This is a genomic window from Candidatus Methylomirabilis sp., from assembly GCA_036000645.1.
Classification (GTDB): Bacteria; Methylomirabilota; Methylomirabilia; order Methylomirabilales; family JACPAU01; genus JACPAU01.
On the sequence record DASYVA010000215.1, the window covers coordinates 1 to 15,194 of the forward strand.

The 15,194-nt window shown below is 69.1% G+C and carries 16 protein-coding genes; 3 read left to right on the forward strand and 13 right to left on the reverse strand.

Going from position 1 to position 15,194, the window contains the following annotated elements:
- The 4 genes from senB to VGT06_11870 all read right to left on the reverse strand — a co-directional run.
- Nucleotides 1-1,612: selenoneine biosynthesis selenosugar synthase SenB (gene senB / locus VGT06_11855; GenBank protein HEV8663812.1), on the reverse strand; the 1,612-nt coding region annotated here is incomplete at its 3' end.
- Complete coding sequence (senA, locus tag VGT06_11860) at nucleotides 1,609-2,937, reverse strand: selenoneine synthase SenA (GenBank protein ID HEV8663813.1); 1,329 nt, start codon at nucleotides 2,935-2,937, stop codon at nucleotides 1,609-1,611. The genes senA and senB, both read right to left, overlap by 4 nt.
- 175 nt (nucleotides 2,938-3,112) lie before the next feature.
- Nucleotides 3,113-3,712, reverse strand: coding sequence for a lysine exporter LysO family protein (locus VGT06_11865; protein HEV8663814.1), 600 nt, complete (start codon nucleotides 3,710-3,712; stop codon nucleotides 3,113-3,115).
- Nucleotides 3,709-3,975, reverse strand: a complete 267-nt coding sequence (locus tag VGT06_11870; GenBank protein ID HEV8663815.1) for a LysO family transporter — start codon at nucleotides 3,973-3,975, stop codon at nucleotides 3,709-3,711. The genes VGT06_11865 and VGT06_11870 overlap by 4 nt, the downstream gene beginning before the upstream one ends.
- A 116-nt stretch (nucleotides 3,976-4,091) precedes the next feature.
- On the opposite strand from VGT06_11870, the gene VGT06_11875 reads away from it, so the two are divergent.
- Complete coding sequence (locus VGT06_11875; protein ID HEV8663816.1) at nucleotides 4,092-5,000, forward strand: SEC-C domain-containing protein; 909 nt, start codon at nucleotides 4,092-4,094, stop codon at nucleotides 4,998-5,000.
- A gap of 157 nt (nucleotides 5,001-5,157) precedes the next feature.
- Here the strand turns inward: VGT06_11875 and VGT06_11880 are convergent, their stop codons facing one another.
- The 6 genes from VGT06_11880 to VGT06_11905 form a co-directional block, all read right to left on the reverse strand.
- Nucleotides 5,158-5,865: a cyclase family protein gene (locus tag VGT06_11880; GenBank protein HEV8663817.1), complete on the reverse strand. Its 708-nt coding sequence runs from the start codon at nucleotides 5,863-5,865 to the stop codon at nucleotides 5,158-5,160.
- Entirely contained in the window at nucleotides 5,862-6,602 is a 741-nt protein-coding gene (locus VGT06_11885) for an ABC transporter ATP-binding protein (GenBank protein HEV8663818.1), read from the reverse strand. The genes VGT06_11880 and VGT06_11885 overlap by 4 nt, the downstream gene beginning before the upstream one ends.
- Nucleotides 6,603-6,615: 13 nt before the next feature.
- Nucleotides 6,616-7,356 carry an ABC transporter ATP-binding protein gene (locus VGT06_11890; protein ID HEV8663819.1) on the reverse strand — a complete coding sequence of 247 codons (741 nt, stop codon included), beginning with the start codon at nucleotides 7,354-7,356 and terminating at the stop codon, nucleotides 6,616-6,618.
- A complete protein-coding gene (locus VGT06_11895; GenBank protein HEV8663820.1) occupies nucleotides 7,346-8,455 on the reverse strand; it encodes a branched-chain amino acid ABC transporter permease in 1,110 nt (369 codons plus the stop codon). The genes VGT06_11890 and VGT06_11895 overlap by 11 nt, the downstream gene beginning before the upstream one ends.
- A gap of 2 nt (nucleotides 8,456-8,457) precedes the next feature.
- Entirely contained in the window at nucleotides 8,458-9,387 is a 930-nt protein-coding gene (locus tag VGT06_11900; GenBank protein HEV8663821.1) for a branched-chain amino acid ABC transporter permease, read from the reverse strand.
- A 172-nt stretch (nucleotides 9,388-9,559) separates the two neighbouring features.
- A complete protein-coding gene (locus tag VGT06_11905) occupies nucleotides 9,560-10,729 on the reverse strand; it encodes an ABC transporter substrate-binding protein (GenBank protein ID HEV8663822.1) in 1,170 nt (389 codons plus the stop codon).
- Between the two features lie 326 nt (nucleotides 10,730-11,055).
- On the opposite strand from VGT06_11905, the gene VGT06_11910 reads away from it, so the two are divergent.
- Nucleotides 11,056-12,045: an EamA family transporter gene (locus tag VGT06_11910; protein HEV8663823.1), complete on the forward strand. Its 990-nt coding sequence runs from the start codon at nucleotides 11,056-11,058 to the stop codon at nucleotides 12,043-12,045.
- A 1-nt stretch (nucleotide 12,046) separates the two neighbouring features.
- Nucleotides 12,047-13,096, forward strand: a complete 1,050-nt coding sequence (locus VGT06_11915; GenBank protein ID HEV8663824.1) for a GntR family transcriptional regulator — start codon at nucleotides 12,047-12,049, stop codon at nucleotides 13,094-13,096.
- Here VGT06_11915 and VGT06_11920 read toward each other — a convergent pair.
- From VGT06_11920 to VGT06_11930, 3 genes are read right to left on the reverse strand one after another with little or no spacing between them, the layout of a single operon-like run.
- The gene (locus VGT06_11920; protein HEV8663825.1) at nucleotides 13,038-13,871 is read right to left on the reverse strand and encodes an alpha/beta fold hydrolase; all 834 of its coding nucleotides are present in this window, start codon (nucleotides 13,869-13,871) and stop codon (nucleotides 13,038-13,040) included. The genes VGT06_11915 and VGT06_11920 overlap by 59 nt on opposite strands.
- A gap of 17 nt (nucleotides 13,872-13,888) precedes the next feature.
- Nucleotides 13,889-14,380: a hypothetical protein gene (locus VGT06_11925; GenBank protein ID HEV8663826.1), complete on the reverse strand. Its 492-nt coding sequence runs from the start codon at nucleotides 14,378-14,380 to the stop codon at nucleotides 13,889-13,891.
- Nucleotides 14,381-14,387: 7 nt separating this feature from the next.
- Entirely contained in the window at nucleotides 14,388-15,179 is a 792-nt protein-coding gene (locus VGT06_11930; GenBank protein ID HEV8663827.1) for a cyclase family protein, read from the reverse strand.
- Nucleotides 15,180-15,194 lie beyond the last annotated feature (15 nt).

Here is a 15,194-nt window from a genome sequence, read left to right on the forward strand (position 1 = left end):
CGTAGGCTCTTTGAAGGACGACGCGATCCTTCCGCAGGTCAATGCCGACGAGCAGGCGGTCCCAGGGAGACATCGTCTCCCGCACGCACCGAACGAATCCCTCCGCCTCCGGTCGCTCGAAGTTGCCCACGTTGGATCCCAGCCAAAGGATCAGTTTCGGGCGATCCGCCTCCACTTTGAGTTGGCGGAGGCCGTCGTGGTATTCGCCGGCAATGGCGGTGATCTCCAGGCCGGGATACCCCTCCACCAATCTCATCGACGTTTCCTCCAGCATCGCGCGGGAGATGTCTATAGGGACGTAGCGCAGGGCTCCGTCCCGCCGGAGGAAGGCCTCGATGAGAAGGCGCGTCTTTGCAGCGCTGCCGCCTCCCAGCTCGACGAGCGTGGTGTCCTTCGGCAAGTGCGAGACGATCTCCGCCGCTCGGGCCTGGAGAATGTCCGTCTCCGTGCGGGTGAGGTAATATTCCGGTAGCTCGCAGATCGCCTCGAAGAGCCGCGACCCTTCGCGGTCGTAGAAGTAGCGACACGGAAGGCGCTTGGGGTGCGCCCGCAGCCCGGCTTCGACTTCGCGAGCAAAATCAGCCATCTGGATCTCGGCCTCACTCGCGACCAGGGTGAAGCGCTGGTGCGGTGTCGAGTTTCCCGCCGCATTCCTCGGTCCCGCGTGCAGCTCTCGCAGCAGACTCTGCCAACCCTGCCGCTCGCGGGCAGGATCCACGAGAGGGATCAGTCGCTCGCACCATTCTCTCAGGGTGCGGTAGAACGTGGCGTCTGTCTCGGCGCGTGTCAGAAGCGCCGCCAGCGCCTGGGTATCCCCCACAGGAAAGTACCCCGGATACTCTGGGCCCAGGATTCCTATCGAGCCGGGGATCCGAGACGAGAGGACGGGAACCGAGGCAGCGATGGCCTCGGAGATCGCATTGGCACCCCCCTCCAGCTCGGAGCTCAGCACGAGGAGCCGGCAGCGGGCGAGGATCCGGAGCGCCTTCCATCGCGGAAGCTCCCCGAGCCAGCGATAGCGCGGATTGGAGGCCGTCTCGGCACGGGCCCGTTTCCCCATCTGCTCGCCCAGGGCTGCCCCAAGATGGGTCACCCGGATCCGCGAGGAGGAGGGCAACAACCGCGCCGCACTCGCGGCCCGGAGCGGGTCCTTCACGGGGCGGAGGTGAGCAAGCACACAGACCTCAAAGAGGTTTTTCGCGCGTGAAACCCTGCCCGGGGATCTCTTCGCAGACTGATGGATCACCCGAGCCTTGTCGCGGAGGTGCGCCGGCAGCTCGGCGACGCCCAAGGGCTGCAAGACAATCAGGCGCGAGGCCAGCTCAAGGGATTGCCGCGCCCGATCGCTGGTGCGGATCTCCTCGTAGAGATCCGTCCCCGTCAGCGCCAGGATCAGGGGAGAGGCGGGGTATTGACGCCGGAACCGTTCCATGGAGGGAAAGCTCCGGCGCGCATGGAGGCCCACCATCACATCGCAACGCCGACCATCGTACTCCTGGGCGATGACGACGCGGTGACCGAGTTCCCGCAGGATGCCGGCCCACCGGAGCGCTGTCACCCGGTTCCCCTTCCGGGAACCTGCCGGCGCGGGGGTGATAATGCAAATGGTCATGACTCAACCGGGCAGGTGCGAAATCCCGCCCACACGTCCCGCCGATCCGGGCTATAGAAGTTGCGCCACGTAGTGCGCAGAAGGCGGGAACGGGTCGCCCAGCAGCCCCCGCGCAGGACCTTCCGCGTTCCGAACCACGGCGCGGAGTACTCCTTGTACGGATCCGCCACGAACCCCGGATAGGGGTGAAAGTCGCTGCTGGTCCACTCCCACACATTGCCGATCATCTGCCGGCAGCCGAAGGGGCTGTCGCCGGCAGGAAGGAATCCCACGTCCAGGCAGCCCATCGCCTGCCAGTCGAGATTGGCGCGCTCCGGGCGGGGAGGATCATCGCCCCAGGGGAAACGCCGCTTCCGCGGGGAGAGGCCCCGGCTCTCCTGGCCAGCCTCCGCAGCGGCTGCGACCTCCCACTCGGCTTCGGTGGGCAGTCGGCGGCCTGCCCAGCGGCAGTAGGCCTCCGCCTCGTACCAGTTCACGTGGATGACCGGACGGTCGGGTTCCAGTGGAACCCACGTGTCGAAATGCCGGCGCAGCCAGCCGCCGTCGGATACGCGCTGCCAGTAGACCGGATGCCCCGCGCTGCCTCCTTCACGCCAGCGCCAGCCATCCTCACTCCACAGCTCGCGTCGACGATACCCGGCATCCCCCACGAACTCTGCGAACTCGGCCTGGGTCACGGGCGCACGTGCGAGGGCGAAGGGCTTCACCTCGACCGGGTGCGCCCACTTTTCATTGTCGAATACGAACGGCTCCTCCGGCGTGGCGCCCAGCAGAAACGTGCCGCCGGGGATATCGGCGTCGCCTGGCAGTGACCCGCCGCGACCGGCTGGCGCTCGCCCGGGGGCTGGGGACACGCGCGGCGGCGGATACCCCAGGGTCTGCCGGGTGTAGGTAAATGCCTCGGTGTGCATGTCCTCGTGGAAGACGGACAGGAGGACGAAATAGATCTCTTGATCCTCCGGCTCGGGCCGCCGCAGCCCTTCCAGGACCCGGTCCCGCACTTCGCGCATATACGATAGCGTCTCCTCGCGCGACGGCAAGGGCAGATTCCACCGCGTATCATGGGGGATTGCCGCAGAGTCGTACAGGGCGTCCCCGTCCTTCCGAATCGGCTCTTGGCGGCCCACAGACCTCAGGACCCACTTCTCCTGGAACCATGCCACGTGCCCGATCTCCCAGAGGAAGGGATTGACGATGGCCAGGCGCGGACCCAGAAGCTGATCGTCGGCGAGATCAGCGACCAGCTCGAAGGTCCGCTCCCGGGCGTCTCGGACCCACTCGGCGAGCTGGGCAGCCGTCAGGAGAGATTTTCTTGATCGAGCCATGCGCCACGTCTCCTTCGACGTCCGGCCAGTCCATCCGTCCGCCCCGGGCCCGCCAGCCCCCGCTCCCCTTTCTCCGGGCCCCCAGCGACCCGTCGATATCGGAATGGTCCGACGGCGTGACCCGGGCAGCCAGGCGGCGGGGGTGAAGCATCCCGCCGTGAGGAGGCCCCGCGGCTCACCAGCGCAGGATCAGGGGAAGGAGGACGGGCACCAGGAGCGTGAGGCAGGTCCCCTGCAGGAGGGCCACCGCGGTCAGCTCCCCCCGGGTCACGCGGGCGACGACGGGGAGGGTGACGTCCATCGTGGTGGCCCCGCCGGTCGAAACGGCGGGCAGCCCCCCCAGGGTGCGGGCCAGCACGGGCATGCTGAGGATGGCGATCAGCTCCCGGGCCGCGTTGGCCAGGAACCCCAGGGCGCCCAGCTCCGCGCTGTGGATGCGCGTCAACAGGATCCCCGACAGACTGTACCAACCGAACCCCGCCCCGACGGCGGCTGCCTCCTGCAGGGGCATCCGGATGACCGCGCCGGCGAGCATCGCCCCGGCCACGCTGAAGAGCGCCACGCCGGCCGGCAGGAGGAGCACCCGCCAGCCCAGGCGGCGCAGGGCCTCCCACGCCTCCCGCCTCCGTCCCACGTCGATTCCCGCCAGCACCAGGACCGCCAGCAGCGCGACCTCGATGACCGTCTCCACCCGCCCCACGTAGACGCGGGGCAGCAGGCCGCTCGCGCCCGCCGCGATGCCGGCCAGGATCGAGCCGACGATAAGCAGGGTCACCGGCTCCTCCACTGCTGCAGGAGCCACGCCGCCAGGACGCTCCCCAGGACCGCACCCGCCGCCAGCAGGGCGGACTTCAGCCCCAGGGCCGGGAGGCTCCCCACGATCTGCGGGTTGGTCCCGATGCTCACGCCCATGGAGAAGAGGAGGACGGCGAGGCCGGCGACCATGAGGCGCTCCACCCAGGGGAGGAGGGGGCGCGGCACACGGTCGAGGGCACCCAGAAGACAGCCCAGGAGAACTGCGCCGAGGATCAGGAGCATGCGGAGAACCTCGCCCGCGGGGAGGCGCGAGCACCCGGTTTTTGTACCACACTTCGCGCGGAGCGCCTATCCGAAATCGGCTGGACGGGGGGACGACCCGCCGCTACACTCCCTGCATGCGGCTCGTTCCCCTCGGCCCGATCCCCTACGACGGTCCCGAGTTCCCCGGCCTCTCCGCCGAGCAGTACGGCCTCGAGGGACCCTCGGAGCCCCTGGCCCGCCTCACCCGAAATCTGATGGAGCGGATCGGCCAGGGGAAGGAGCGGAATCTCCTCCTGGTGGACGCGCGGCCGTTCCGCGCGGCCGGGGCCGATCCCGGGCGGTCCGCCCTGGTGACGCCGGGGGGGCTCTGGATCCTGCTCGCGCCCGAGGGCGCCACCGAGTTCGGCCTGGCCCGGGAGATCGTCCCGTTCCTGTACCACTTCCACCTGCCCACCCCCAGCCGGACGCTCCAGGGAGCCAAGCAGGCCGCCCTCGTGATCGTCGAGGACTGGCTGCTCGCCCGCGCGGCCGAGGGGAAGGCGCTCGACCTCGGCTTCGCCCGCGAGGAGTGGGCGCAGGGCCTCCTCCGGGGGGAGCCCGGCGACTTCCCCGAGCCTCCTGAGGTGACCCTCGCCCCGGAGGACCAGGTCCGGCTGGCTCTGACCCTGACCGCCTGCCTGCTCGCGGAGCCGGAGGTCGCCGTGGACGGGCGCATCCTCCCCGAGACCCAGGCGGCCTTCGCCGACCGGCTCCGCACGGCCCGCCGGGACTTCCCGGGGGCCTTCGAGATCGCCCACGAGGCGGCGCATCTCCTGCGCGAGATCGGCCTGGAGAGCGAGGAGGGCCTCCTGGAAGCCTTCCTGGCCCTCCTCACCCGCACCCCGCTGCTCGCGCCCCTGGAGCTGGAGGCGGTCCTGAAGCGCACGGGACTGCACCTCCGGTCCCTCCCCCCGGCGCGGCCGGCCGGCCTCCCCCGTCCCGGCCGCAACGCTCCCTGCCCCTGCGGCAGCGGCAAGAAGTTCAAGCACTGCTGCGGCCCCTGAAGGGTGCCCCAACGTTCGGTGCGTTGCGCGCCCGCACGGGATGCAGCGGGCCGCGATGGGTCCGCCCCGTCCGGCGCCCAGGTGGCGCAGGAGAGAGGGCAAGTCGCGACGGGGTTCGGCAGGGCCAAACCGGAAGGGATCCGGGGGAGGACCGGGCTCAGAGCTGCTCGATCGCCACGGCCCGGACGGGTGAACCCGTGGCCCCCTTCACGTGGAGCGGCAAGGCAGAGAATTCGAACCGCTTGGTGCGAATCCGGTCCAGGTTGACCAGGTTCTCAACGATGAGCACCTCGCGCGACGGGTGGAGGAGCAGCAGGTGGCCGGGGCTGTCCATGTTCCCGTACTCCTCCAAGAGGGCCCCCTCGAGGTTGGGCAGGTCGAGCCCGACCAGTTTCACCCCTTGCCCCAGCATCCACTCGCACGCGTCGGCCGTGAAGGCCCGGGCCTGGAGAAACTCCGCCATCGGCTCTCCCCAGCCCTTGGCCCAGGTCCGGACCAACAGGATGTCTCCCCGCTTCACCTGGACCTTCTGGTCCCGCGCCGCCGCCTCGAGGAGAGCGCGGTCCACCGGGTTGGTCGGGGCCTTGAAGCTGACGTCGATCAGAACCGCTTCTCCCATGAACTTCTCGAGGGGGAACTCGTCGATCGTCCGTCCCCGCGGGGCGCGGAACTGGCCGTCGTAAAAATGGTAGGTGGAGTCCACGTGCGTGCCGCAGTGGTCCTCGAGGATGAGGAGCTTCGTCGTGAAGCCGAGGCGGAAGGTCCCCGCACTCATGCAGGGAAGCATCGTGAAGGGGGGTTTGACGTCCCAGGTCCTGAGGCCCTCCGTCAGGCGGAGTCCCAGGTCCACGATCTGTCGGCTCATTCGGTCTCCCTCTGCCCGGTGGGCGTCTCCCCGAGGTATGCCGCCCGCACCTCGGCGTTCTCCCGCAAATCCTCCGGGGGTCCCTCCAGGACGATCTCCCCCGTCTGCAGAACATACGCGCGGTTCGCGACCGCCAGGGCCATGTTGACATTCTGCTCGACGAGCAGGACCGCGGTCCCCAGCCGCCGGATCTCCCGAATGGCGTGGAAGATCTCCCGAACCAGGAGTGGCGCCAGCCCCATGGACGGCTCGTCGAGCAGCATCAGCCGCGGGCGCGCCATGATCCCCCGGGCCACCGCCAGCATCTGTTGCTCACCCCCCGAGAGGGTCCCGCCGCGCTGCCCCCGTCGCTCGGCAAGCCGCGGGAAGAGCTGAGAGACCTGCTCCAGATCCGCTCGCACCTCCCCGCGGTCGCGGCGCCACCACGCCGCCAGATCGAGATTCTCCTGGACGGTGAGGTTCCCGAAAATGACTCGTCCCTCGGGAACGTGGACGAGCCCCCTCCGCACCCGGCGATGCGCGGCGATGGTGTGCAGGTCCCGTCCTCCGTATCGCACGGAGCCCCCCCGCGCCGGAACCAACCCCGAGATGGTCCGGAGGGTGGTGGTCTTCCCGGCTCCGTTGGCTCCGATGAGCGTGACGATCTCTCCTTCCTCGACGGTGAAGGAGATGCCGCGGAGCGCCCGGACGGCCCCGTATCGGACCTCCAGCTCGGCGATTTCGAGAAGGGGCGGCATCAGCCCGCTCTCCTCAGTGGCTCACCGGTTCGCCGAGGTAGGCTTCCAGGACCCTCGGGTCCCGCTGAATGGCCCCCGGGTCCCCCTCGGCAATCTTCACCCCGAAGTCGAGAACCGCAATCCGCTGGCAGATCCCCATGACCACCTGCATATGATGCTCGATCAGCAGGATGGTCAGCCCGAACTGCTCGCGGATCTGGGTGATGAGACGCATGATCCCCGCCACCTCGGCCGGGTTCATGCCGGCTGCGGGTTCATCCAGCAGGAGCAGCCCCGGCCCCCCCGCCAGGGCGCGGGCAATCTCCAGCCGGCGCTGCTCCCCGTAGGGGAGGCTCCCGGCCTTCTCGTGCCGGCGACCCGAGAGTCCGAGAACGGACAGGAGATCGGCCGCCTCCTCGGTGATCCGCCGTTCCCCCCTTCGAAAGCGACGGGTCCGAAGGACGGCATCGAGCACGCCGTACCCCCGCTGGGCGTGACGGGCGACTTCGACGTTCTCGAGCACGCTGAGCTCCTCGAACAGCCGGACCGCCTGAAAGGTGCGCGAGACGCCCCGGGCGGCCACCTCATACGGGACCAGGCCGACGAGGCTCCTGCCGTCCAGCTCGATCGTTCCGCTGGTCGGCTGATAGATTCCCGAGATCACGTTGAAGGCGGTGGTCTTCCCGGCGCCGTTGGGGCCGATGAGACCGACGAGCTCCCCCTTGCCCACCTCCAGGTCGAAATCCCTGAGGGCGATCAGCCCGTCAAAGGACATGCTGAGATTTGTGATCCGTAACATCCGTGACCTCGGGCAGTCCCTTCTCCGGCGCTGCCAGGAAGGGAAACTCCCGGTTGCCCATCAGCCCGGAGGGCCACCACAACATCAGCCCAATCAGGAGCAGCGGGTAGACCACCAGTCGCCACTGCTCGAATCCCACCACTCTCAGGAACTCCGGCAGGACGGTCAGGCTCCCGGCGGAGATGATCGATCCCGAGAGACTTGCAATGCCCCCCGCATACAGGAAGATGAGGTAGTCGATGGACTTGAGAAAACTGAAGTTGTCCGGATGCAGGAACCGGATGACGAAGGCAAAGAGTCCCCCGCCGACTCCCGCGAGGAATCCGCTGAGGGCGAAGGCGAGGACCTTGACCCGGGTGCTGTCGACGCCCACCACCTCTGCCGCGATCTCGTTGCCCCGCACGCTGAGGCACGCTCGGCCGTAGGAAGAATAGACGATATTGCGCGCCACAACCACCGTCACGGCCGTGAGCACAAACACGAGGGTGAACAGGATCGGGATGGTCCACCCGCCCACCGCCAGACTGTCGAACTTCGGAAACCCTCCAAAGCCCCGCGGGCCTCCGATCCCCTCGATCGGCCCGGCCAGACCGCTCAACCCCCAACTCCTCAGCGTGGCAGCCGTCTCGTCCGAGGAACGAATGACCGACCGAACGACCTCGCCGAACGCCAGGGTGACGATGGCCAGGTAGTCCCCTTTCAGGCGGAGGGAGGGGAGGCCGATGAGGTAGCCGACCGCGCCGGCCGCACTGCCGGCGATCAGGAGCAGGGCCAGGAAGGCGGAGAGCTGGTAGGCGAGGGGGAGGGTCTCCAACGGGATCACGAGTTTCGCGAGCATCGCGGTCAGGTAGGCGCCAATCGCCATGAAGCCCGCCTGCCCGATCGAAAATTGGCCCGTAAACCCATTGATGAGGTTGAGGCCGATGGTGACGATGATATTGATTCCCGCGAGCATCAACACCTGCAGATAGTAGTCGGTGATCCAGTGCACGTCGACGCCCAGGTCGCCATGGGAAAAGAGGATGACGCCATACAACGCTCCTGCCCCGATCAGCGCGGTGCCGCCCCGTCGCACGGCTACACCTTGTCTCGCCGCAACCGGCCCAACAGGCCCGCCGGCTTGACCAGGAGAACCACGATGAGGATCAGGAAGGAGATCATGTAGCCCAGATTCGAATTGATGGACGTGGCGAAGGTCTCCGACACCCCCATGAGGAATCCTCCGAGGACCGCCCCCGGGATGATGCCGATTCCCCCGAGGACCGCGGCGATGAACGCCTGGAGGCCGGGGAAGATCCCGAAGTAGGGGGAGGCGAGGATGCCGTAGGTCATGCCATACATGAGGCCCGAGGCAGCACCGAGGCCGCTTCCTATCGCGAAGGTGGCGGCGATGGTCCAATCCACGTTGATCCCCATCAGCTTGGCGCCGTCCTTGCTGAAGGCCACCGCCCGCATCGCCTTTCCGAGGAGCGTGTAGTGAATCACATACACGAGCAGGAGCATCAGGAGGATGGCCAGGACGAAGTCCAGAATGTGCAAAGTCGTGAAATAGATCCCGCCGGCGGAGTAGGTCCGGACCTCCAGCAGAGCCGGGAACCGGATGTAGTTCGGCCCGAAGACGACGTGGTTGAGCGGGAAGGGGACGGCCTGGGACGGGAGGGCAAAGAAGTTCTCGAGGAAGAGGGAGACGCCCATCGCCGTGGTCAGGGCGGAAAACCGCGGCTCGTAGCGAAGAGGCCGGTACGCGACCCGCTCGATCAGGACCCCCAGCAGACCGGTGACGACCATGCTGACCAGGAGGGCCCCGAAGAACGCGGCCCAGTAGCCCTGGGCGAGGAACGCCCCCCCGGCGAAGGCCGCCACATAGGCACCGAACATGAACATGTCGCCGTGGGCGAAGTTGATGAGCTCGATGATGCCGTAGACCATGGTGAATCCGAGGGCGATCAAGGCATAGATGCTCCCCCGCTGCAGCCCATTGATCAGTTGCTGCACGAACACGCTGATCCCGTACGTCGCGATGTACCACCAGCAAAAGCCGCCCAGGCCCGCGGCGAGCGCGGCCCCCCAAGCATGGGTTCGCCACGCTGGACCGCGCGGGAGAGCCATAGGCGTCCTCGCACGCCTGTCACCTCCCCGGCCCCACAGGGGGGCCGGGGAGAGTGCACACAGGCGAAGACTAGGGCCGGATATTCGCGGGGAGATCTTGTGGGGCGACCCGCGTGACGAAGTGCTGCTTGCCGTCCTTGATCTGGAGGATCACGGCCGGTTTGGTCGGATTCCGGTTCTGGTCGAACGTGATGACCCCCACCACGGTCCTGAGCCCTTTCGTCTTTGCCAGAGCGTCCCGGATCGCCGGCCCGTCCATCTTGCCGGCCCGCTGAATCGCGTCGAAGAGGATCTGGGCACCCCCGTATCCCTGCGCCGCGTAGGCATCGGGCGTGTCCTTGTACTTGGCCCGGTACGCCTTCACGAAACGCTGGACTTCGGGACTCGGATCGTCCTGCGAGTAGAAGTTGGTGAAGTGCACCCCCTCGACGTCCTTCCCGCCGATCCGCATCAGGTCGGGCGAGTCGAATCCATCCCCCCCCATGAGGGAGACGTTCATCCCGATCTCCTTTGCCTGCTTGGCCATGAGGGCGGCCGCGCCGTAGTAGTCGCTGGTGTACAGCACATCGGGATTGGTCGCCTTGATGCGGATCAACTGCGCGCGAAAGTCAACGGTCTTCTCCTCGTCCGTGAAGGACTCGAATGCCACCACCTTTCCCCCGAGCTTCTCGAAGGCGTCCCGGAAATACGTGGCCAGGCCCTTGGTGTAGTCGTTTCCGTTATCGAACAGCACGCCGGCGCGCCGCTTCCCCAGCGTCTTGTGCACGAAGTGCGCCCCGACGGCCCCCTGGAAGGTGTCAATGAACCCCGCCCGGTAGATGAAGTCACCGACGAGGGTGACCTTGGGGTTCGTACAGGTCGGGGTGATCATCGGAACCTTATTCTCCTGGGCGATCGGCCCTACCGCGAGGCAGACCTTCGTGTTGGTCGGGCCGAGGATGGCCTTCACCCCGTCCTGGTTGATGAGTTTCCGCGCGACGGTCGCCCCGACCTCCGGAGAGTTCTGCTCATCCTCGAAGATGAGCTGCACCCTGTGGCGGGCGGCGCCGACTTTGAGGCCCCCGGCTTTGTTCACCTCTTCCACGGCCAGCTCGTACGAATTCCGCTGCCCGACGCCAAAGGTGGCCACGTTGCCCGTGGTGGGGGCCAGGCCGCCGATCTTGATGACGCTGGCCTGCTGGCCAAGGGCCGGACTCGCGAGCAGGAAAATGAGGATCGACACCGCGATCGAGCGCATCATGCCCTACCCCCTCATGTGTACCGCCTCTCCCTCCGCACAACGCAGACCTTGGCCCGAACCCGTCCCCCCTTTCCGTAGCGATTTCCGCTTGGAACCCACCGTCCCCCGTCCGCCCCTCCATTGCCAGGAGGAGTGCCGCGCGCCAGAATCGGCCTGTGGAGGGGCGCATTGTACAGAGGCTCCGCGCGGGGGTCAAGGCCCAGCGGCCGCAGGGGGAGGCCGCCCACGCCTGGTCGTCCGCGGTCGGCACTTGACCGGAGGGTGAAGATTGTCATAATGTCCTATGACAGAGATCCGCGGAGGGCATTCCGGCGTGGGGAGGGACCATGGGGGCCGCGGAGGGACGCGTGGCGGCGGGCGTGGAGCGGGGCGCGCACGGGGAGGTCGGGGGGGCGGGGGGCCCGGCCCTCAGGCGGCGGGTCCTCCTCCCCCTCGCCTTCGGGGCAGTCTACCTCTTCTGGGGATCCACCTACCTGGCCATCCGAGTCGGAGTGCGGACGATCCCCCCGGCCCTCATGGTCGGCCTGCGCTTCCTGACGGCGGGCCTCCTCCTCCTGCCCGTGGCGCGCGCCCTGGGCCAGCCGCTCGCCGTCAGCATCCGGGAGCTGCGGATCCTCTTCCTGATCGGCGTCCTCCTCCTGGTGGGGGGAAACGGGGGGGTCGTCTGGGCGGAGCAGTACGTCCCCTCGGGCGTCGCGGCGCTGCTGGTGGCCACGGTTCCCCTCTGGATGGCCTCGCTGGAAACGCTGCTGCCGGGCGGCAGCCGCCTCGCGGGCGCGTCCGCCGCCGGCCTCCTCACCGGGTTTTTCGGGGTCGCCATCCTGCTCTGGCCGAAGCTCCAGGGGATCCAGGGGGAAGACCTCTGGGGGGAGGCCGCCCTGCTCTTCGCCGCCCTTTCCTGGGCAGTCGGCTCGATCTGGTCGCGGCGCGCCGGCCTGACCGTCCCCCCGCTGGTGGCGACCGGATGGGAGATGCTCCTGGCCGGCGCCCTGATGACGGCGGTGAGCGTCACGACCGGAGAGGCGGCCGCCGCCCGCTGGACCGGCACGGGGGTCGCCGCCATGGGCTATCTGATCCTCTTCGGCTCCTGCCTGGGGCTCACCGCCTATATCTGGCTCCTCCGGAACGCCCCCGTGGCCAGCGTCTCCACCTACGCCTACGTGAATCCGGTGATTGCCGTCCTGCTCGGCTGGCTGATCCTGGACGAGCCGCTCACCCCCGCCATCCTCCTCGGGACCCTGATCATCGCGGGAAGCGTGATTCTGGTGACGACCCGGCCGACGCGCGGCAGCCCGCCCTCGCGGCGGATGAGCTGAGATGGACCTGAAGGTCAACCGCCAGAGCGAGCTGCCCCTCCACGTGCAGCTCAAGGCGCAGGTCAAGCACCTCATCCGGGCGGGACACCTGGTACCCGGCGCCCAGATGCCCACCGTCCGGCAGCTCGCCGGGTTCCTGCGGATCAATCGGAACACCGTGGCCCGGGTCTTCCAGGACCTGGAGGCGGAGGGACTCCTCAGCGGCCAGCGGGGGCGGGGGACCTTCGTGGCCGGCCGGGCCCCGCGGGACGAGCGGGCGAGGCGGCTCTCCCGGATGCTGGACCGCCTGCTTGTCCAGGCCGCACGGGAGGGGCTGGGGCCCAGCGAGGTGGCCGCGGCCCTCTTCGCCCAGGCGCCCCTCCCGGCCGGCGCGCCCGCCCCGGACCGGCCGCGCCTGCCCGCCATCTTCACCGAGTGCAACGTCCCCCAGCTGCAGCAGTTCTCTCGGGAGGTGACCGAGGCGGTCCCCCTCGAGACCACCCCGCTCCTGATCCCGGACCTGAAGGCCCGCCTCCGCCGCGAGCCGGCCTTCCTGGACCAGTACGCCCTGGTGGTCACGACGTTCTTCCACGTCCACGAGGTGCGGCGCCTCCTGCGGGGCCACCCGATCGAGGTGATCGCCCTGCTGGCGGAGGCGAACCTCAGCACGCTGAACCGCCTGGCGGCCCTCCCGGAGGAGACGAAGGTCGGGCTCGCCTGTTCCTCCTGGGCCGGCACCCGGAACATCCGGACTTCCGTGGAGAATGCCGGGCTCACCAACATCCGTCCCGTCCTGGGCTCCGCCGGCGACGCGCGGAGCCTCCGGAAGGTCCTCCGAGAGGCCAGGGTCCTGGTCTGCTCCGGAATGGCGGAGGCCGCGGTCCGCCGCCTCGCCCCCCGGGGGACGGAGATCATCGTGGATGACCGGACCCTGGACAAGGGGGGGCTCGAGATGCTGCGGGGGGTCGTGGACCGGCTGCAGCGGGAGGGGCGGGGCGCCGGCGGGGGCAGGCTCAGGCCGGGACGGGGGCGGCGCCCGCGCGCTGGAGGAAGGCGAGCACGACCCGGTTGAACTCGTCCGGGGCCTCGAGGTTCACGAAGTGCCCCGCGCCCCGCATCACGACCAGCTCGGCGCCGGGGATGGTCTCGGTCATGAAGCGGGATGTCTCGAGGCAGGGGTGATCCCGCTCCCCCACCAGGACGAGGGTGGGGACGGTCAGGCCTTTCAGACGCTCGGCCAGGGCATAGATGGGCGGCCGCCGGGCCAGCGTCCGGCGGGCCGTGCAGGCCAGCCCGTGGGCCGGATGGCTCCCGATGAGACGGCCCAGCATCGCCGCCTCCGTCTTCCCCCGCCCCGCGAAGCCGCCGAAGATGGGATGGGCCAGGAGCAGGTCGAGGAAGGCAGGGACGCCTCCCTGCTCGGCCGCCTCGGCCCAGCCGGTGACGGTGGCCGCGAAGGCGGCCGGGTCCTCCGAGCCCGCCCCGGTGTCGCAGACGGCCAGGGCACTCACGGCCTCCGGGTGCCGGCTGGCGAAGCTGAGGGCGATGCTTCCCCCCATCGAGAGGCCGCAGAGGGCAGCCCGCCGGATCCCGAGGGCGCGCAGCAGCGCGTGCAGATCCTCCACCGAGGTGTCCTGGCTGTACTGAGAGACCTCGCCCGGCGCCTCGGAGAGGCCGAAGCCCCGGCAGTCGTAGCAGAGGGCCCGGAAGCCCTGCGCGGCGAAGAAGGGGACCTGGGGTTCCCACATCTGCCGCCCCATCGGGTAGGCGTGCAGGAGGACGAGGGGCAGCCCCGCTCCCCGCTCCTCCACGAAGAGCCGGATCCCGTTGCCTGCGACGTACCCCATCGGCCGCTCCTCCCCGGTCAGGCCAGGCTCTCGAGGATCGTCTTCAAGAGCAGGAAGAGGTGCGCCTTCGCCTCCCGATCGAAGTCGCCGCTCCCCGGGTCCTCCCGGTAGAAAACCCTGAGGAGGTAGAGGAGGAGGTTCGGCTGGGGGAAGGTGCCGGCCGCCCCGAGGCGCCGCTCGAGGAAGCGGTCATCCACCTCCTCCCCCCCCACCTCGAAGGTCTCCAGCCAGGCCAGGTTGGCCCGGTAGGCGTCCCGGAGCCGCATGCCGGAGACGGTGGGGACCGGCTCCTCCCGATCCGCCTCCAGGACCTTGAAGAGGAAATAGACGACCCCCAGCGCCAGCCCCCGAACCGCCTCCGGGAATTCCTCCCCGAACGCCCGGACGAAGGTGACCACGTGCGGCTGCCGCTCGACGAAGGCCAGGGCCTCCCGCTTGGCCTCCTCCGGCGTATGGGCGCGCACCGCCTCCCAGGTCCGCTCCACCAGGCCCTCGTCGATGGTCCGCATCGCCATCTCAGAGAATCGCTACGGGGCGGACGGGGGAGCCGGTGGCCCCCTTCAGCTTGAGGGGGAGGACGGCGAGCAGGAAGGTCGTGGCCCCCGCCGCGCCGAGGGCCTCCAGGTTCGCGACCTCGAGGAGGAAGATCCCCCGCTCCACCAGGAAGTGGCAGTGGACCGGGAAGTTGGGGGTGGGGATCCGCTCGAAGGCGAAGGTGTCGCCGCCGGCCAGCGCGATCCCCTGCTCCGAGAGCCAGCGGGCCCCCTCGAGCGTGACCCCCGGGACGCCGGCCTCGTCGTAGTACTTGCGGGAGGGCCAGTGCCGGATCCAACCGGTCCGGACCAACACGGCGTCCCCGGGCCGGAGCGCCACTCTCGCCCGGCGGGCAGCCGCCTCCAGCTCCCCCGGGCCGATCGCCGTGCTCTCCGGGAGGACCGGCACCCCCGCCCCCGCGGCCACATCGAGCAGGACACCGCGCCGGATCTGGGGCGCCGCCTCCTCGATGCCCCGGGCGGCGAGCCCTGCCGTCTTGGTCTGGACGGCGGCCGCCTCCACCCCGCCGTGCAGGCGGCCGCTCCGGGAGTAGTGGCCCAGGGCGTCCAGGTGCGTGCCGGTGTGGGTCCCGCAGAGAAAGAGGTCCACCGAGGCCGAGACCCCCTCCGGCATCAGCACATCGCCGTGACTCCGGACGACCGAGAAGGCGTAGGGGATGTGCCGGGGCAGGTGGGGCATCCCCGGGAAGTACTCCACGGCCAGGTCGAAGACCCGACCCTCCGCCAGGACCGCCGCAAGCGTCGCCTCGTCCATCTCCACCTCCGGGCG